The following is a 17710-nucleotide window of genomic DNA, read 5'->3' on the forward strand; positions in this document are numbered from 1 at the left end:
TCTACTGACCGCCCTTCTGGACGTAGGACTTCACGAACTCCTCGGCGTTGGTCTCGAGGATGTCGTCGATCTCGTCGAGCAGCGAGTCGGCGGAGCTGGTGTCGGCGGCCTTGACGACCTGGCCGGCCTCGTCGTCGCCCTCGCCGGGTCCGCCGGCGTTCTTCTGGATCTGGGACATGGTGCTCTCCTTGCTGGTGCGGTGGGGCGTGGGTGCGGCCCGCGGGGCCCGTGCGGTTACGGGAACGGGTCGGGGCCGTCGGGGCTGAGGAAGTCGGGGTGGGCCGCGCAGTACTCGCGGGACCCGACGTAGGGGTCGGTGAGGTCGACGTGGCGGTCGTGGCCCCGGGAGTCGACGACGACGACGTGGTCCCAGCCGGCGGCGCGGATGCGGTCACCGAGTTCGGCGAGGAAGCGTCCCCGGGCCCAGGCCCGCGTTCGTGCGGGCGGGGTCGTGACGGCGGCCTCGACCTCGTCGACGGTGACCAGTCGGCGCATCGCCCCCTTCGCGACCAGACGGTTGTAGAGCCCGCGGTCGGGGTCGATGTCGTGGTACTGGACGTCGATGAGGGCCAGGCGGGCGTGGTCCCAGTCCAGGCCGTCGCGGGCGCGGAAGCCCTCGAGCAGCCGGAGCTTGGCGGGCCAGTCCAGGCGGTCGGCGCAGGACATGGGGTTCTCCTCGAGGGCGTCGAGGATCCCGCGCCATTCGTCCAGTACCCCGGGCGCCCAGTCGGGGTGGCCGGCGCCGTCCCCGATGACGTCCGCGACCCTGGCCCGGATCTCCCGCTGGAGGGCCAGGCCGGTGAGCTCACGCCCGTCGGGCAGCGCCACGCTCGCCCGGAGCGTGGGGTCGTGGCTGATGACGTGGACCGCCGCGACCGGGTCGACGGGCAGGAGGTCGGAGAAGTCGACGCCGGCCTCGATGGCGTCCAGGACGAGGCAGGTGGTGCCGATCTTGAGGTAGGTCGCCAGTTCGGACATGTTGGCGTCGCCGATGATCACGTGCAGGCGGCGCCAGGTCTCGTCCGAGGCGTGCGGTTCGTCGCGGGTGTTGATGATGCCGCGGCGCAGGGTGGTCTCGAGTCCGGTGAGGACCTCGATGTAGTCGGCCCGCTGGGAGAGCTGGTACCCGGCCTCCTCGCCGGACTGCCCGATCCCCACCCGTCCGGCGCCGCTGAAGACCTGCCGCGACAGCAGGTGGGGCGCCAGGCTCGTGGTGAGGCCGTCGAAGTCGACGTCGCGGCGCACGAGGTAGTTCTCGTGGGCGCCGTAGGAGGCGCCCTTGCCGTCGACGTTGTTCTTGTAGAGCTTGAGCTCGGCGTTGCCCTCGGTGGCCGAGGACTCGACGCCGGCGCGGTGCATGATCACCTCACCGGCCTTGTCCCAGATCACGGCGTCGCGCGGGGAGTCGACCTCGGGGGCCGAGTACTCGGGGTGCGCGTGGTCGACGTAGAAGCGGGCGCCGTTGGTGAGGACGCGGTTGGTCACCCCGAACTCGCCGGGGTCGTACGCGCGCGCCGCGCCGAGGTCGAAGCCGCGGGCGTCGCGCAGCGGCGACTCGGAGCCGTAGTCCCAGCGCGCCCCGTCCGCTCCCCCGGCGGCCTCGCCCGGGTCGGTGTAGGCCTTGACCACCTGGGTGGAGCTCACCACCGAGCTGAGCAGGGGCTGACCGACCGCGACGATGCCGAACTCGATCTCCGTGCCGATCACGCGGCCGCGCGCGCCCGGGGCCTCCGACCCGCTCACCGGTCGCCGCCCCGGTCGGGCACGGACACCTCGACGACGCGTTCGCCGCGCACACCCGACAGCCGCGCCCACTCCTGCGGGTTGGAGGTGTTGGGCAGGTCCGTGTTCTCGGCGAACTCGGCGTCGACCGCGTCGAGGAAGTCGTCTGTGGTCAGGCCCCGGCCGGTGCCGTGGACGATCTCCTTGATCGCGAGCTTCTTGGCCCGGTCGACGATGTTGCGCAGCATCGCGCCGGAGGTGAGATCGGCGAGATGCAGGGAGGACCGCCGACCCGAGGCGTAGACCAGATGCACGTAGGTCGTGGACTCGTCACGGGTGTAGAGCCGGTCGACGATGCGATCGATGAGCTCACGGACGTGCGTCTGCCCGTCGGTCCCGCCGATCTCGGCCGGGTCGAAACGCAGGTCCGGGGTGATGTACTTGCCCAGGATGTCCGCAGCGGCGTCCCTGTCGGGCCGGTCGATGCGGATCTTCAGGTCCAGGCGGCCGGGCCGCAGGATGGCGGGGTCGATCATGTCCTCGCGGTTCGACGCGCCGATCACGATGACGTTGCGCAGGTCCTCCACGCCGTCGATCTCCGCCAGGAGCTGCGGCACGATCGTGGTCTCCATGTCCGAGGACACCCCGGACCCGCGGGTGCGGAAGATCGAGTCCATCTCGTCGAAGAACACGATCACCGGATTGCCCTCGGTGGCCTTCTCCCGCGCACGCTCGAAGATCGACCGGATGTGCCGCTCGGTCTCCCCCACGTACTTGTTGAGCAGCTCGGGGCCCTTGATCGACAGGAAGTACGAGTTGGGGTACCGGCCGTCCGTGACGTCGTCCCCGCGGGCGACCGCGGCCGCCCGCGCCAGCGAGTGGGCCACGGCCTTGGCGATGAGGGTCTTGCCGCAGCCGGGCGGGCCGTAGAGCAGGACGCCCTTGGGCGGGGCCAGGTGGAACTCGCGGTACAGGTCGTGGTGGACGAACGGCAGCTCGATCGCGTCGCGGATCTGCTCGATCTGCGGGCCCAGGCCACCGATGTCGGAGTACTCGACGGTGGGGATCTCCTCGAGCAGGAGCTCGTCGACCTCGGACTTGGGTACGACCTCGTAGGCCACCCCGGCCTTGGGGTCCACCAGGACCGCGTCGCCCGGGCGGACGGGCGCCGGGTGGTCGGCCGTGCGCGTCCCGCGCAGGGCGGCGGCGAGCACGACGATGTGTTCCTCGTCGTTGCCCATGACGACCCGGGCACGCACCCCGTCGGCGAGCACGTCCCGCAGCACGGCGGTGACGCCGGTGACGGGCAGTTCGCCGGAGACCTCGAGGACCGTCATCGCCTCGTTGAGCCGCACGGTGACACCCGGGGTGAGGTCCTTTGCGTCCACGCCGGGGGCGATCGCCAGCCGCATCCGCCGGCCGGCGGCCATGACCTCGACGGTGTCCGGACCGGTGGGGCGGGCGAGGACGACCCCGTAGGTGCTCGGCGGGGTGCCGAGGCGTTCGACCTCGCCCTTGAGCGCCTCCAGCTGGTCGCGCGAGTCCTTGAGCAGTTCCGCGAGCCGGACGTTGCGGGCGCCGAGGGCGTCGATCTTGATCGACTTCTCGCGATCCGACCGGGCCCCCTCGTCGACCGCCCTGCGCAGCCGTGCGAGTTCGGCGCGGTCGACCGCCACCCTGTCCTCACCCTGACCGGCCGGGGAACGTCCCTCGGTCACGCGATCACCTGCCCTCCTGGTCGTCGACGGGTCTCCTCGTCGTCGTCCCCTCCACCCTATCGCCGGGGTGGGACGCGGGTGGGCGCGCGTTCCCTCAGCCCTTGCCGCTGCGCCGCTTGGGCTTGAGGGTGGTCACACCCTCGGCGAGGCGACGGGCGGTCACCAGGAACGCGGTGTGGCCCTGCATCCGGTGTTCGGGGCGCACCGCCAGTCCCACGACGTGCCACCCGCGGTTGATCGACTCCCACGCGCGGGGCTCGGTCCAGCACTGCTGCCGCCGCAGTGCCTCGACCACGTCCGACAGCTGGGTGGTGGTGGCCACGTACGCCACCAGCACGCCGCCCGGCACCAACACCTCGCTCACCGTCGGCAGGCACTCCCACGGGGCCAACATGTCCAGCACCACCCGGTCGACCTGACCACCGAGCGCCTCCACCGACGTCTCCGCCAGGTCCGCGACCCGCAGGTCCCAGTTGGCGGGGTGCTCGCCGTAGAACGTGCGGACGTTGCGCTCGGCGTGCTCGGCGTGATCTTCCCGGATCTCGTACGAGAACACCCGGCCCTCCGGGCCCACGGCGCGCAGCAGCGAGCACGTGAGCGCACCCGAGCCCGCACCGGCCTCCAGCACGCGCGCGCCCGGGAACACGTCGCCCTCGTGGACGATCTGCGCGGCGTCCTTGGGGTAGATGACCTGGGCGCCGCGCGGCATCGACAGCACGTAGTCGGTGAGCAGGGGACGCAGCGCGAGGTAGTTCGCGTCCTTGGTCGAGGTGATGACCGAGCCCTCGGGCGCACCGATGAGATCGTCGTGGCGCACCGCGCCGTGATGGGTGAAGAACTCGGCGCCCTCGACCAGGACGACGGTGTATTTGCGCCCCTTGGTGTCGGTGAGCTGGACGCGGTCGCCCACGACGAACGGACCGGATCGCTGCACGGGGGACCTCCAGTAGGACGGGGGGCCGGTTGTCCGACCGGTTGTCTACCCTGCCAGGTGTGACGGATCCCCTCGAAATCGGCGGCATCCCGGCAGCGGGCGACGTACCCCTTCCGGAGCGCAAGCCCCTCGCCCTGTCGGCCTCGCGCGCGTCCGACTACCGGCAGTGTCCGCTGCTGTACCGGCTGCGCGCCGTGGACCGCATCCCGGAGCCCAGGACGCGCGCCCAGGTACTCGGCACGGTCGTCCACTCCGTGCTGGAGGAGCTGTACGGACTCGAGCAGTCCGAGCGGGCGCCGCAGCGCGCCGCGGAACTCGTGCCCGCCGCCGTCGAGCGCTTCTACGCCGAGGAGGACGGCGCGACGGTGGTCCCGCTGTCCGACCGCGCCGACTTCCAGTCGCAGGTGGCGGCGCTGGTCGCGGCGCTCTACGGGGTGGAGGACCCGCAGCGCTTCTCCCCCGCCTCCTGCGAGCAGTACCTGGTCACCGCGACCGCGGCCGGGACCCCGCTGCACGGCTTCCTCGACCGGGTCGACGTCGCGCCCACCGGGGAGGTCCGGGTCGTGGACTACAAGACGGGCAAGCCCCCGCACCCGCGCTTCCAGGACCAGGCGATGTTCCAGATGCGGTTCTACGCCCTGATGTACCAGCGCATCCACGGGGTCCTGCCCGCCCAGCTCAAACTGATCTACCTCAAGAACGGCAGCTGGCTCACCTTCACCCCGGATCACGCGACGCTCGTCGAGACCGAGGCGTCACTGGACGCGCTGTGGTCGGAGATCGAGCGCGCCGGTCGGACCGGCGACTTCCGACCCCGGACGTCCCGCCTGTGCGACTGGTGCAATCATCAGGCCCTGTGCCCGGCGTTCGGCGGAACCCCGCCCGAGTACCCGGGGTGGCCGGGCACCCGCGTGGTCCCCGCCGGCGCGGACAACCTGCTCGCGGGTCGGAGAGAACCGAGGAACACATGATGCACGAGGCCTACTACGAGCCGCTGGGATCCGACGACGGCTGGGAGGTCTTCCGCGCGACCCCGCACACCGTCAGCGCCTGGGGCCCGGACCTGCAGCACGGAGCCCCGCCCTCGGCCATCCTCACCCGCGCCATGGAGCGCCTCGACGCCGGCGGCGACGCTCGCATCGCCCGCGTGGCCGTCGACCTGCTGGGGCCCGTCCCGCTCGGTGAACTGCGGACCCGCGCCCGCGTGGCCCGACCGGGCCGCCGGATCCAGCTGCTCGAGTCCGAGCTCGTCGCGGGCGGACGGACCGTCGCGCGGGCGAGCGCGTGGCGGCTGGCGACCGGCGACACCACCGGCGTCGAGCAGGCGGCCGAGGCGCCGCGCGTACTGCCGGACACCGATCACGACGGTGACTTCTTCAGCCGGTGGACCAGCGGCTACATCGACTCGCTCGAGATCCGCGGCGCCGAGGACGGCACCGTCTGGGCCCGGCCCACGCTGCCGCTGGTGGCCGGGGAGGAGCCGACCCCCGTCCAGCACGTGATGTGCGTGGCCGACATCGCCAACGGGGTCGGCGCGGTCCTCGACCCCGCCGAGTGGCGGTTCCTCAACACCGACCTCGTCACGCACCTGCACCGGCCGCCCGTCGGCCGGTGGATCGGCGTGGCCGCCCGGGCGTCGATCGGGCCCGACGGGGTCGGCGCGACCTCGGGGACGCTGTTCGACGAGCGCGGCGCGATCGGCGACACCCTGCAGGCCCTGCTCGTCGAGCGGGTCTGAAAACGCCGCCGGCCGGCCCCGCGCACGTAGCGCCGGGTCGGCCGGACCGTTTCCGGGAACGCCGGGGCGGATCAGCCCATGCGGCAGGAGCGGATGTCGGTGGCGATGATCGCCTTCGCGCCGGCCTCCGCCAGCTCGTCCATGATCGCGTTGACCTTTTTCCGGGGGACCATCGAGCGCACCGCCACCCAGGCCGGGTCGGCCATCGGGGACACGGTCGGCGACTCGATCCCCGGCGTGATCGCCGAGACGGAGTCGAAAATCTCCTTGGGGCAGTCGTAGTCCAGCATCATGTACTGCTGGGCGAAGACGACGCCCTGGAGCCGGGCCCGCATCCGCGCCACCGCCGGGGAGGACGCGGCGTCGGTGCGACCGATGAGCACCCCCGCGGAGTCGCACAGCACGTCCCCGAACGCCTCCAGGCCGTGCACCTTGAGCGTCCGACCCGATCCGACGACGTCGGCGATGCAGTCGGCCACCCCGAGCTGGATCGAGATCTCCACCGCCCCGTCGAGCCGGATCACCTCGGCCTCGATCCCGCGCTCGCGCAGGTCGCGCCGGACGATGTTGGGATAGGAGGTGGCGATCCGGGCGCCGGCGAGACGCTCGGTGGTCCACCCGGCGCCGGCCGGGCCGGCGTAGCGGAAGGTGGAGTGGCCGAAGCCCAGGTCGAGCAGTTCATCGACCTCGGCCATCGAGTCGGCCGCCAGGTCGCGGCCGGTGATCCCCAGCTCGAGGCGGCCCGAACCGACGTAGACGGCGATGTCCTTGGGTCGGAGGAAGAAGAACTCGACGTCGTTCTCGCGGTCGATGAGCGAGAGGTCCTTGCTCCCCTCGGGGCGGCGGCGGTAGCCGGCCTCGGAGAGCATCTCGGAGGCGGACTCGGACAGGGCGCCCTTGTTGGGCACTGCGACGCGCAGCATGATGGCGGCTCCGGAGGTTCGGTGCGTGCGGGTGGTGGGCGGGGCGGCGCCTACAGATGTCGGTAGACGTCCTCGAGGGTCAGTCCGCGCTTGAGCATCATGACCTGGGTCCAGTACATGAGCTGGGAGATCTCCTCCGCCAGCTCCTCGTCCGACTGGTACTCGGCCGCGATCCAGACCTCTCCGGCCTCCTCGATGACCTTCTTGCCCAGATGATGGACGCCCTTGTCGAACGCGGCGACGGTGCCGGACCCCTCGGGGCGCGCGGTGATGCGCTCGGAGAGCTCGGCGAACAGGGAGTCGAAGGTCTTCACGCGGGTCATTCTCCCACAGCCGCGCCCACGGGTGTCCCGGAGGTGAGGGCGTGGAGCCCCGCGACGTCGACGCCCTCCAACGTCAGGTGGGTGTGGGCCCCGGCGACGTCGGGTTGTGCGTCGGTGGACGGGACGTACAGGACCCGGCACCCGGCCGCGACCGCCGCGCTGGCCCCGGTGACCGAGTCCTCGACCGCGACCGCCGACCCGGGCTCGACGCCCAGCTCGGCGCAGGCGAGCAGGTACGGGTCCGGCGCGGGCTTGCCCTCGGTCACCATGCAGCCGGTCACCACCACGTCGAACCGGGACCGGTCGATGAACTCCAGCGGCACCACGGCGACATCGGCGGTGGTGTTGGTCACCAGGGCGACGCGCACGCCGGTCGCGGCGATGTCCGCCAGCAGCTCCTCGGCGCCCGGCCGCCAACGCATGTCGCTGCGCATCAGGTCCGTCACCCGGGAGTTGAGACGATGCGCGAGGCGGTCGAATTCCTCCCCCTCGATGCGGCGCCCGGTGTACTCGCCGAGGATCTCGAAGAACCCGTGGAGCGAGTTGCCCAGGGTGCGCCGCCGGGTCTCCTCGTCCAGCGGCCGGCCCATCTCCTCGGCGAGCTCGTAGACGGCGATGTCCCACAGTCGTTCCGTGTCGACGAGGGTGCCGTCCATGTCGAGGCAGACGGCGGCGGGCAGATGGTCCGAGGAGGTGCTGGTCACGGCCTACTGTCTACCCGAAGCAGGTGGACCGGGGGTGACTCGCGGCAGCACACCGGCGGCCCCGATCGACGTCAGCAGCTCTGCGGCGGGACGATGAACCGTTCCGTGTGCGTGGCGGAGGCGAACGGCGCCACCGAACCGGGGGCCACCGTGGGCAGGGCGGACCTGCTGGCGGTGATGGTGACCGCCACCCATCCCCGACCGGTGTGCGTGGCACCGATCCCCACCTCGGGACCCGTCGACTGCACGGTGTGCGTCCCTCGCGCGTCGGTGTCCATGTTGTGCCACTCGACCGTTGCCGAGTTGAACGGGAAGAGGGTGGCGGAGAAGTCGAAGGATCGGACCGGCTGGTCGAGATCCCTGGCGTTGGCGGCGATCGCCTGGTGGAACCTGTCGTCACCACCCCGCAGGCAGCTCGGGAAGACACCGAAGCGGATCGTGTGCTCGCCACCCAGAGGGAAGGGCATGCGGACGTCCCACGCGGGAGAGTCGTGCCACACCTGCGCGGAGGCCGCCGGGGCGGCGGCGACGGCCGCTCCCCCGGCGAGCACGACACCCGCCACGGCGAGGGCAGCGGACCTGCGGATGCTGGGCATGACGGACTCCTTCAGCCGGACTACTGTGAGCCTACTCACCCGGGCTGCGGCCGTACCTCTGTCCGACGGATCAGACGTTGAAGTACTTCGCCTCCGGGTGGTAGAGCACGAACGCGTCCGTGGACTGCTCGGGATGCAGCTGCAGCTCCTCCGACAGTTCCACGCCGATCCGCTCCGGCTCGAGCAGGTCGATCACGACCTTGCGGGACTCCAGATCCGGGCACGCACCGTAACCGAAGCTGTAGCGCGCACCGCGGTACTTGAGGTTGAAGTACTCCTCGATGCTGTCCGGGTCCTCCGAGGAGACGGCCCCCTCCGGCAGGGTCAGTTCGTCGCGGACGCGGCGGTGCCAGAACTCGGCCAGCGCCTCCGTGAGCTGGACCGACAAGCCGTGGACCTCGAGGTAGTCGCGGTAGTTGTCCCCGGCGAACAGCTCGTTGGCGAAGTCGGCGATCGGCGTGCCCATCGTCACCAGCTGGAACGGCAGGACGTCCACGGTCCCCTCGGCCTCGCAGCGCTCGCGGGAGGCCACGAAGTCGGGGATCGCCAGGAAGCGGGGCCGCTGCTGACGCGGGAACGCGATCTTGTGCAGTACCTCCGCGTCCGGACGGGGCTCGGCGAGCACCCAGATCTCGTCGCCGACCGAGTAGGCCGGGAAGTAGCCGTAGACCACGGCGGCATGCGAGAGGATGCCCTCGGTGGTCAGGCGGCTGATCCAGTCGCGCATCCGCGGACGGCCCTCTGTCTCCACGAGCTCCTCGTAGCTCGGACCCTCGCCGCTGCGCGTGCCCCGCAGCCCCCACTGGCCGAAGAACAGCGCGCGCTCGTCGAGGTGGCCGGCGTAGTCCGCCACCGGGATGCCCTTGGCGATACGGGTGCCCCAGAACGGCGGCGTCGCGATCGGCTGATCCGCCGCGACGTCCGACCGCTCGGGGACCACCACGGGCTCGGCCTCGGCCGCACGCTTGGCGGCGATCCGCTCGCTGCGCGCCCGGCGTTCACGCCGTTCCTCCGCCTTGGCGGCGGACTCCGAGGACTGCGCCATCGGCACACCGGTCCGCTTGGCGGTCATGACCTCGTCCATCAGCCGCAGGCCCTCGAAGGCGTCCCGGGCGTAGAACACGTCGCCCTGGTACATGTTGGCCAGGTCGACCTCCACGTAGGAGCGCGTCAGGGCCGCGCCGCCGAGCAGCACGGGGAACTCGTCGGCGATGCCCTCGGCGTTGAGCTCGGCGAGGTTGTCCTTCATCACGACGGTCGACTTCACCAGCAGCCCGGACATGCCGATCACGTCGGCCTTGTGCTCGCGGGCGGCGCCGATGATCTCCGAGATCGGCTGCTTGATGCCGATGTTGACCACGTCGTACCCGTTGTTGGACAGGATGATGTCCACGAGGTTCTTGCCGATGTCGTGCACGTCGCCCTTGACCGTGGCCAGCACGATGCGGCCCTTGCCGTCCTCGTCGCTGGCCTCCATGTGCGGCTCCAGGTGGGCGACCGCGGCCTTCATCGTCTCGGCGGACTGCAGCACGAACGGCAGCTGCATCTGCCCCGAGCCGAAGAGCTCACCGACCGTCTTCATCCCACCGAGCAGGTGCTCGTTGATGATCTCCAGCGGCGGGATCTGCTCCATCGCGGCGTCGAGGTCCTCCTCGAGCCCCTTGCGCTCGCCGTCGACGATCCGTGCCGCCAGCCGCTCCATCAGCGGCATCGCGGCGAGCTCGGCCGCGCGGGCGTCCTTGGCCCCGGCCGCGGAGACGCCCTCGAAGAGCTCCATGAACACCTGGAGCGGGTCGTAGCCCTCGCGGCGACGGTCGTAGACCAGGTCGAGCGCGACCTCCCGCTGCCGCTCGTCGATCTTGCTCATGGGCAGGATCTTGGAGCTGTGCGCGATGGCCGAGTCGAGCCCGACCTGGATGCACTCGTGCAGGAACACCGAGTTCAGGACCTGGCGCGCAGCCGGGTTCAGGCCGAAGGAGATGTTGGACAGGCCCAGCGTGGTGTGGATCCGCGGGTGCGCCTCGGTGAGCCTGCGGATCGCCTCGATGGTCTCGATGCCGTCGCGGCGGACCTCCTCCTGACCGGTCGAGATGGGGAAGGTCAGACAGTCGATGATGATGTCCTCCTCCGCCATCCCCCAGTTGTCGGTGAGGTCGGCGATGAGCCGCTCCGCGATCTCGACCTTGCGGTCGGCGGTGCGGGCCTGGCCCTCCTCGTCGATCGTCAGGCCGACGACGGCCGCGCCGTGCCGCGACACCAGACGCATGATCCGCTGGAAGCGGGAGTCCGGCCCCGCGCCGTCCTCGTAGTTGACCGAGTTGACAGCGCAGCGTCCGCCGAGCTTCTCCAGGCCGGCCTCGATGACCGCGGGCTCGGTCGAGTCCAGCATGATCGGCAGGGTCGAGGACGTGGCCAGCCGTCCGGCCAGCTCCCGCATGTCGTCGGAGCCGTCGCGACCGACGTAGTCCACACACAGGTCGACCATCTGTGCGCCGTCGCGCATCTGCTCCTTGGCGATGTCCATGCACGTGTCCCAGTCGCCGGACAACATGGCCTCGCGGAAGCGCTTGGACCCGTTGGCGTTGGTGCGTTCGCCGATCATGAGGATGCCGGCGTCCGCGCGCAGCGGGGTCGAGGTGTAGAGCGAGGCCACCGCGTTGACGGGCTCGACCCGCCGCTCGGCCTTCTCCCGCCTGCTCACCTGCTCCTTGAGGCGGGTGATGTGTTCCGGGGTGGTGCCGCAGCACCCGCCCACCATCGACAGGCCGAACTCGGAGACGAAGTCGGCCACCTGCGGCCCGAACTCCTCGGCGCCCAGCGGGTAGACGGCGCCGTGCTCGCCCAGCTCCGGCAGGCCCGCGTTGGGCATGACCGACACCGGGATGTCGGCGTGGCGGGACAGGTAGCGCAGGTGCTCGACCATCTCGGCCGGTCCCGTGGCGCAGTTCAGCCCGATCATGTCGATGCCCAGCGGCTGCAGCGCCGTCAGCGCCGCGCCGATGTCCGAGCCGAGCAGCATCGTGCCGGTGGTCTCGATCGTCACGTGCGAGATGATCGGCAGCCGGCGGCCCGCGGCCGCCATCCCGTCCTGACACCCGAGCACCGCGGCCTTGACCTGGAGCAGGTCCTGACTGGTCTCGATCAGGTACGCGTCCGCGCCACCGCGGGCCAGGCCCTCGGCGGCCCGGGCGTACGCCTCGCGCATCTCTCCGAAGGTGGTCTGTCCCAGCGAGGGCAGCTTGGTGCCGGGCCCCAGGGAACCCAGCACCATGCGCGGGGTCCCGTCCTCGGACGGGCCCATCTCGTCGGCGACCTTCCGCGCGATGGCGGCGCCCTTCTCGGCGAGCTCGCCGATCCGGTCCACGATGTCGTAGTCACCGAGGTTGGACAGGTTGCACCCGAAGGTGTTTGTCTCGACCAGGTCGGCGCCCGCGGCGAAGAACGCGCGATGGATGTCCTCCACCACGTCCGGGCGGGTCGCGTTGAGGATCTCGTTGCAGCCCTCGAGTCCCAGGAAGTCCTCGTCCACGTCGAGGTCGACCGCCTGCAACATCGTGCCCATCGCACCGTCGCCGATCAGTACTCGCCGGCGCGCGGCGTCCAACAGGGGCGAATCGAAATCGACAGACATGCGGACCAGTGTATGGGTGGGTCGGGAACAGAGGTACGTAGGCTGTACTAATGACTGTCGAATGGAGTCCCGACGGGCATCTCGATCTGGAGAGCCCGGTGATGATCGTGGCCTTCGAGGGCTGGAACGACGCGGCGGACGTGGCGACCGGCACCATCGAACACCTCGCGCTCAACTGGGAGGCCCGCCAGATCGCCGAGGTCGGCGGAGACGAGTTCTTCGACTACCTGGAGCAACGACCCGTCGTGAAGCATTCCGGAGGGGTCTCCCGGTCGGTGGAATGGCCGCGCATCGTCGTCTCGGCGTGCCGGCCGGACGGCGTCGCGAACGACGTCCTGTTGGTCCGCGGACCCGAGCCCGCGCTGAAGTGGCGACGGTTCGCGTCGGAGTTCATCGACCTCGTCGACACCCTCGGCGTCACCCAGGTCGTGCTGCTGGGCGCCTACCTGGCCGACGTGCCCCACACCCGCCCGGTCCCCCTGACCGGCGCGGCGTTCAGCCGCCAGCGGATGACGACGATGGGTGTGGCCCCCTCCGACTACGAGGGGCCCACCGGGATGTCCGGGGTGTTGCAACAGCTGCTCACCGAGGCCGGCGTGCCCACCCTGAGCCTGTTCGCGGGAGTGCCCCACTACGTGGCCTCACCGCCCAATCCGCGGGGGACCGAGGCGATGCTGTCTTGGCTCGCCGAGAACCTCGGGATGGCGGTGCCGATGGACGCCCTGCGCGTACAGGCCCGGACCTGGGCCGAGCGAGTCGACGCCGCGGCGGGCGAGGACGAGGACCTGCGCGACTACATCCGGTCCCTCGAGGACCGGCTCGACGAGGCGTCGGGGGTGACGCCGGGCGTCGACCCGGAGCCCGACCGTGGCCGCGCCGCCGGCGGTGAGGCGATGCCGCTGGTCGACGGCGAGGCGATCGCCGCCGAGTTCGAGCGCTTCCTGCGGGGCGACCGGGACGAGCCCGACGCCGGCTGAGCCCGTCTCCGGGGCGGGCGCCGCGGGCCGGGCCCGCCGGGCGCGGGCGTCAGGCGGGGATGGTCGGGATGCCCAGCAGGGCGTCCAGCGCGGTCGCCACGGCCGCACCCGCGGTCGGATCGGAATCGTCACCGCCGACGGTGGCCTCGGCCCACGCGTCGATCCCCGCGAGTGCTCCCGGGGTGTCGAGATCGTCCGCCAGCCGCTCCCGCAGGGCCGCGATCACGGGCGCGGCGTCCGCGCCCGCACCCCGGGCGATCGCCCGGCACCAGAGGTCGTGGCGGGCGCGGGCCCGCTCGAGGAGCTCGTCCGACCAGGAACGGTCCACGCGGTAGTGACCGGCGAAGAGCCCGAGCCGGATGAGTGCGGGGTCGACCCCCTGCTCCCGCAGCGCCTGCACCCGCACGAGGTTGCCGAGCGACTTGCTCATCTTGACGCCGTCGAGCCCGATCATCGCGGCGTGGACGTAGAAGCGGGCGAACGGTCGTCGACCCGTGGCGGCCTCCGCGTGCGCCGCCGAGAACTCGTGGTGCGGGAACGCCAGGTCGCTGCCCCCGCCCTGGATGTCGAACTCCATCCCGAGCCGGTTCCGGGCGATCGCCGAGCACTCGATGTGCCACCCCGGTCGGCCCGCCCCCCAGGGGCTGGGCCACGACGGCTCCCCGGGACGTTCGACCCGCCACAACAGGGCGTCCAGCGGGTGCTCCTTGCCGGTTCGGTCCGGGTCGCCACCGCGCTCGGCGAAGGCGGCCGCCATCTCGTCGTCGTCGTACCCCGACTCGTACCCGAAGTCGGCGGTGGCTCTATGTCGGTAGTACACGTCGGAGTACCCGTCGACGTCCGGATCGATCCGGTAGGCGTGACCGCGGTCGAGCAGTTCACCGACCATCTCCACCACCTCGTCGATCGTCTCGGTGGCGGCGACGTAGTCGCGCGGCGGCAGGACCCGCAGCGCCTCCATGTCCGCGCGGAACAGGTCGGTTTCCCGATCCCCCAGCTCTCGCCAGTCCACGCCGTCGCGCTCGGCCCGCTCGAACAACGGGTCGTCGACATCCGTCGTGTTCTGCACGTAGTGGACCTCGTGGCCCGCGTCGAGAAGCTGCCGGTAGACGAGATCGAACGTGAGATACGTGGCCGCGTGTCCCAGGTGGGTGGTGTCGTACGGCGTGATCCCGCAGACGTACATGCCCGCCACCGGACCCGGCGCCACCTCGCGGACCTCACCCGTGGCCGTGTCGAACAACCTCAGGGGGACGCCGTCGCCGGGAACCGAGGGGATGACAGGCGAAGACCACGAGTGCATGGGCCCGAGTCTAGAGACCGCCCGGTCAGAACAGCGGCCAGGGTAACGGGTAGCCCGGCCCGGGGACAGGGAACAGCCGGCTCGTGAGCAACACGTCGACCCGGGCGGCGAGGGCGTCGATCTCGGCCTCGGCGAGCAGGTCGGCGAGGGTGCCGCGCAGAGCGCCTTCCCCCGCCAGGCCTGCCCGGAGACGTTCCAGGCCGGCGATGTCGCCGCCGTCGAGGGGCTGGCCCGCCCACCCCCACAGGACGGTGCGCACCTTGGGGTCGGTGTGGAACGACAGGCCGTGGTCGATCGCCCACACCACGCCCGCGGCGTCCACCAGGACGTGCCCGCCCTTGCGGTCGGCGTTGTTCACCACGTGGTCGAACAGCGCGATCCTGCGCAGCCTCTCGTCGGTGACGTGGGCGACGACCACGTCCTCCCCGCGGGAGCCTTCGCCCCGCAGCACCACGGCGCGGCCACGCGGCACGGCGTCGGCCGGATGGACGTCCACGGGATCGTGCCCCGGCACCGCTGCGCGGTCGACCTCCTCGATCCACCTCTGGGCCATGCCCGGGCCGCCCGGTCCGTGGGCCGCGACGGTCTCGGGCACCAGGGCCCAGCCGGCCGCCTCCGACACCGCGTAGGCGGCGATCTCCCGGGCCGCGAGACTGCCGTCCGGGAAGTCCATCAGCGGCCGCTCCCCCGCCGTCGGCTTGTACACCCAGCTGTCACCGCGCTCGTCGACGCAGTGGTACACCGCGTTGCTCCCGGACGGGATCCGGGACAGGACGGTGAGCTCGGGACCCGACGGGCGGTCGCTCACGGGTCGATGAGGTCGGTGAGCGCCTCCCCCGACCGCGGGAGGTACCCGTTGAGGCGGACACACAGGTGGCCGGTCGTGTCGATGGGCTCCCCGCACAGCGGGCACGGCGCCCGGCCCGCCGAGACGACGCGTTCGCTGCGCAGCACGAACTGCCGGGCCCGTTGCGGCGTGAGGAACACCCGCAGCGCGTCGGGGGCGTCCTCGGCGTCCGACAGCACCACCGACTCGTCCGTGGCCGACGGATCCATGGCGAGCAGCTCCACCACGATCTGGTTGCGCTCGCCGTCCCAGCCCAGCCCCATCGTCCCGACCTGGAACTCCGCGTCGACCGGCATCTCCAGCGGGTCGAGATCGTCGACGACGCCCCCCGCCGGAGGGACGGGGATGTCGGACTTCGCGGCGATCTCGTCGAGCAGATCCCCCATCCGCTCGGACAGGATCTGCGCCTGCTGCTTCTCGCAGCGGACCGAGATCGTCCGCCCCGCCTCGCTGGCCTGGACGAAGAAGACGCGCTCGCCGGGCTGGCCGACCGTGCCCACCACGAACCGGGCCGGATCGCGGAACTCGTGCACTGCCCTGCTCATGCCGGTCGTCTCCTCGTGTGCTCGGTGGTGGTGCGGATCATCAGGGTACGTTCCCGCCGGGTACCGCGTCGGAGCTGGCATGGCCCGGTGTCGGCTCGCCGACCGGGCCGACCGGTTCCCCCCGCAGACTGGCGAGGTCACCGCCCGTGTCGTTGACCCGCAGGACGAACGGTCGGTGCGGGGTGTACCGCACCACCGACACGGAGGCCGGGTCCACCACGATCCGCTGGAACTGGTCCAGGTGCATCCCGTAGGCGTCGGCGAGGACGGCCTTGATCACGTCCCCGTGACTGCACGCCACCCACAGCACGTCCCGCCCCGCCTGCTCGGCGAGACGCCGGTCGTGCCGCCGGATCGCCGTGACCGACCTGCCGGCCATCCCGGCCAGTGATTCGCCCTCCGGGAACTCGGCGGACGACGGGTGCTGCTGCACCACCGACCACATCTTCTCGGAGACGAGATCCTTGAGAGGGCGGCCCGTCCACGTGCCGTAGTCGACCTCGACGAGATCGTCCTCGATCTGGGGTTCCAGGCCGAAGCACGCGGCGAGCGGCTCGATGGTCTCGCGGCACCTCTTCAGCGGTGACCGCACGACCGCCTCGACGGGCAGCCCCTCCAGACGTCGGCACAGGTCCTGCGCCTGCGCGTGACCCGTGTCGTCGAGCCCGACCCCCGGCGTGCGTCCCGCAAGGGTGAGCGCGGTGTTGGCTGTGGAGCGGCCGTGCCGGAGCAGGATGACGGTCATACCGGCAGGTTACCGACGCCGGGGCGGGTGCGGTCAGGTCGCCGGGATCGTGCCCGTGCCGAGAAGGACCATCACGAGCGCGCCGAGGAGGATCCGGTAGCCGGCGAACCAGGCGAGCGAGTGGTTCTGGACGAACCTGAGGAACCACGCGATGGCGGCGTAGCCGATGACGAAGGCGATGGCGGTACCGACCAGGAGCTGCACCCCGGTCGCGGACTGCCCCACCGACGGTTCGAACGCGTCCGGGAGGCTGAACAACCCGGAGGCCAGCACCGCGGGGATGGCCAGGAGGAACGAGAACCGGGCGGCCGCCTCGCGTGACATATTGAGGAACAGGCCGGCCGAGATGGTGCCTCCCGAGCGGCTCACCCCGGGGATGAGCGCCAGGCACTGTGCGAGGCCCATCACGACCGCGTCCTTCATGGTCAGCCCGTCGAGTGTCTTGGCGTGGACGGGGCGGTCCTGGCGGCCGACCTTCTCGGCGAGCAGGAAGACGAAGGAGAAGACGATGAGCACGACCGCGGTGATCCAGAGGTTGCGGGCGGCGTCGCGGATGAAGTCCTTGCCGAAGAACCCGATGAGCGCGATCGGGATCGAACCCACGATGACGAACCAGCCGAGCCGGTAGTTCGGATCTGCCCGCCGGGCGGGGTCGAACACGCCGCGGAACCACGCGACCAGGATCCGGACGATGTCCTTGAAGAAGAACACCAGGACGGCGAGTTCGGTCCCGAGCTGGACCACGGCCGTGAACGAGGCGCCCGCGTCCTCGCCGAAGAGCCACGTGGAGAAGATTCTCAGATGTCCCGACGAGGACACGGGCAGGAACTCGGTGAGTCCCTGGAGCGCGGACAGGACGACGACCTGGAGCCAGGACATCCCCTCCACGCCCTGGGCGAGGACCGTTGTGTTCACGCGCGCTGTTTCCTCTCGGCCGCCGGCGGTCCGGACGCGGTCGCGTCACGGCACGCCGCGAGAGTAGTCGCCCGGACCTGGACGGGGAC

Annotated in this window: 17 protein-coding genes; 3 read left to right on the plus strand and 14 right to left on the minus strand. The window is 71.2% G+C overall.

Annotated elements, in window-relative coordinates; all coding sequences use genetic code 11:
- Position 1: 1 nt before the first annotated feature.
- From RWK90_RS00600 to RWK90_RS00615, 4 genes are all read right to left on the minus strand, one after another.
- A complete protein-coding gene (locus RWK90_RS00600) occupies positions 2–178 on the minus strand; it encodes a ubiquitin-like protein Pup (RefSeq protein ID WP_314033667.1) in 177 nt (58 codons plus the stop codon).
- Between the two features lie 56 nt (positions 179–234).
- Positions 235–1743 (minus strand): depupylase/deamidase Dop, encoded by a 1509-nt coding sequence (gene dop / locus RWK90_RS00605; protein ID WP_314033669.1) that lies wholly within the window; start codon positions 1741–1743, stop codon positions 235–237.
- On the minus strand, positions 1740–3440 hold the full coding sequence (arc, locus tag RWK90_RS00610; RefSeq protein WP_396230246.1) for a proteasome ATPase: 1701 nt from the start codon (positions 3438–3440) through the stop codon (positions 1740–1742). Before arc ends, dop begins: the two co-directional genes overlap by 4 nt.
- A 94-nt stretch (positions 3441–3534) precedes the next feature.
- Positions 3535–4374, minus strand: a complete 840-nt coding sequence (locus tag RWK90_RS00615; protein WP_314033671.1) for a tRNA (adenine-N1)-methyltransferase — start codon at positions 4372–4374, stop codon at positions 3535–3537.
- A gap of 59 nt (positions 4375–4433) precedes the next feature.
- Here RWK90_RS00615 and RWK90_RS00620 point away from each other — a divergent pair, with 59 nt between their 5' ends.
- Together RWK90_RS00620 and RWK90_RS00625 are read left to right on the plus strand one after the other, a co-directional pair.
- A complete protein-coding gene (locus RWK90_RS00620; protein ID WP_314033673.1) occupies positions 4434–5345 on the plus strand; it encodes a RecB family exonuclease in 912 nt (303 codons plus the stop codon).
- A complete protein-coding gene (locus RWK90_RS00625) occupies positions 5345–6112 on the plus strand; it encodes a thioesterase family protein (RefSeq protein ID WP_396230257.1) in 768 nt (255 codons plus the stop codon). Before RWK90_RS00620 ends, RWK90_RS00625 begins: the two co-directional genes overlap by 1 nt.
- 71 nt (positions 6113–6183) lie before the next feature.
- Here the strand turns inward: RWK90_RS00625 and hisG are convergent, their stop codons facing one another.
- The 5 genes from hisG to metH all read right to left on the minus strand — a co-directional run bounded on the left by hisG (position 6184) and on the right by metH (position 12289).
- Positions 6184–7035 (minus strand): ATP phosphoribosyltransferase, encoded by an 852-nt coding sequence (hisG, locus tag RWK90_RS00630; RefSeq protein ID WP_314033677.1) that lies wholly within the window; start codon positions 7033–7035, stop codon positions 6184–6186.
- Between the two features lie 50 nt (positions 7036–7085).
- A complete protein-coding gene (locus tag RWK90_RS00635) occupies positions 7086–7358 on the minus strand; it encodes a phosphoribosyl-ATP diphosphatase (RefSeq protein WP_314033679.1) in 273 nt (90 codons plus the stop codon).
- A complete protein-coding gene (locus RWK90_RS00640; RefSeq protein WP_314033681.1) occupies positions 7355–8062 on the minus strand; it encodes an HAD family hydrolase in 708 nt (235 codons plus the stop codon). Before RWK90_RS00640 ends, RWK90_RS00635 begins: the two co-directional genes overlap by 4 nt.
- 71 nt (positions 8063–8133) lie before the next feature.
- On the minus strand, positions 8134–8658 hold the full coding sequence (locus tag RWK90_RS00645) for a hypothetical protein (protein ID WP_314033683.1): 525 nt from the start codon (positions 8656–8658) through the stop codon (positions 8134–8136).
- A gap of 70 nt (positions 8659–8728) precedes the next feature.
- Entirely contained in the window at positions 8729–12289 is a 3561-nt protein-coding gene (gene metH, locus RWK90_RS00650) for a methionine synthase (RefSeq protein ID WP_314033685.1), read from the minus strand.
- A 50-nt stretch (positions 12290–12339) separates the two neighbouring features.
- On the opposite strand from metH, the gene RWK90_RS00655 reads away from it, so the two are divergent.
- Positions 12340–13266 carry a PAC2 family protein gene (locus tag RWK90_RS00655; protein WP_314033687.1) on the plus strand — a complete coding sequence of 309 codons (927 nt, stop codon included), beginning with the start codon at positions 12340–12342 and terminating at the stop codon, positions 13264–13266.
- Between the two features lie 49 nt (positions 13267–13315).
- Here RWK90_RS00655 and mshC read toward each other — a convergent pair whose 3' ends face one another.
- The 5 genes from mshC to RWK90_RS00680 are packed head-to-tail and all read right to left on the minus strand — an operon-like array spanning position 13316 to position 17585.
- Positions 13316–14569, minus strand: a complete 1254-nt coding sequence (gene mshC / locus RWK90_RS00660) for a cysteine--1-D-myo-inosityl 2-amino-2-deoxy-alpha-D-glucopyranoside ligase (protein ID WP_314033689.1) — start codon at positions 14567–14569, stop codon at positions 13316–13318.
- Positions 14570–14594: 25 nt separating this feature from the next.
- A complete protein-coding gene (locus RWK90_RS00665) occupies positions 14595–15377 on the minus strand; it encodes an SCO1664 family protein (RefSeq protein ID WP_314033691.1) in 783 nt (260 codons plus the stop codon).
- Complete coding sequence (locus tag RWK90_RS00670) at positions 15374–15961, minus strand: DUF3090 domain-containing protein (RefSeq protein WP_314033693.1); 588 nt, start codon at positions 15959–15961, stop codon at positions 15374–15376. Before RWK90_RS00670 ends, RWK90_RS00665 begins: the two co-directional genes overlap by 4 nt.
- Before the next feature lie 40 nt (positions 15962–16001).
- On the minus strand, positions 16002–16706 hold the full coding sequence (locus RWK90_RS00675; RefSeq protein ID WP_314033695.1) for a histidine phosphatase family protein: 705 nt from the start codon (positions 16704–16706) through the stop codon (positions 16002–16004).
- Positions 16707–16739: 33 nt separating this feature from the next.
- The gene (locus RWK90_RS00680; protein WP_314034708.1) at positions 16740–17585 is read right to left on the minus strand and encodes an undecaprenyl-diphosphate phosphatase; all 846 of its coding nucleotides are present in this window, start codon (positions 17583–17585) and stop codon (positions 16740–16742) included.
- Positions 17586–17710: the final 125 nt, after the last annotated feature.

Source organism: Dietzia sp. CH92, assembly GCF_032248695.1.
In the GTDB taxonomy this organism is placed as follows: Bacteria; Actinomycetota; Actinomycetes; order Mycobacteriales; family Mycobacteriaceae; genus Dietzia.

Coding starts and splice junctions, on each gene's coding strand:
- RWK90_RS00600 (WP_314033667.1), bottom strand. CDS start 178: ATGTCCCAGATCCAGAAGAACGCCGGCGGACCCGGCGAGGGCGACGAC.
- RWK90_RS00625 (WP_396230257.1), top strand. CDS start 5,345: ATGCACGAGGCCTACTACGAGCCGCTGGGATCCGACGACGGCTGGGAG.
- hisG (WP_314033677.1), bottom strand. CDS start 7,035: ATGCTGCGCGTCGCAGTGCCCAACAAGGGCGCCCTGTCCGAGTCCGCC.
- RWK90_RS00635 (WP_314033679.1), bottom strand. CDS start 7,358: ATGACCCGCGTGAAGACCTTCGACTCCCTGTTCGCCGAGCTCTCCGAG.
- RWK90_RS00645 (WP_314033683.1), bottom strand. CDS start 8,658: ATGCCCAGCATCCGCAGGTCCGCTGCCCTCGCCGTGGCGGGTGTCGTG.
- metH (WP_314033685.1), bottom strand. CDS start 12,289: ATGTCTGTCGATTTCGATTCGCCCCTGTTGGACGCCGCGCGCCGGCGA.
- RWK90_RS00655 (WP_314033687.1), top strand. CDS start 12,340: ATGACTGTCGAATGGAGTCCCGACGGGCATCTCGATCTGGAGAGCCCG.
- mshC (WP_314033689.1), bottom strand. CDS start 14,569: ATGCACTCGTGGTCTTCGCCTGTCATCCCCTCGGTTCCCGGCGACGGC.
- RWK90_RS00670 (WP_314033693.1), bottom strand. CDS start 15,961: ATGAGCAGGGCAGTGCACGAGTTCCGCGATCCGGCCCGGTTCGTGGTG.
- RWK90_RS00675 (WP_314033695.1), bottom strand. CDS start 16,706: ATGACCGTCATCCTGCTCCGGCACGGCCGCTCCACAGCCAACACCGCG.
- RWK90_RS00680 (WP_314034708.1), bottom strand. CDS start 17,585: ATGTCCTGGCTCCAGGTCGTCGTCCTGTCCGCGCTCCAGGGACTCACC.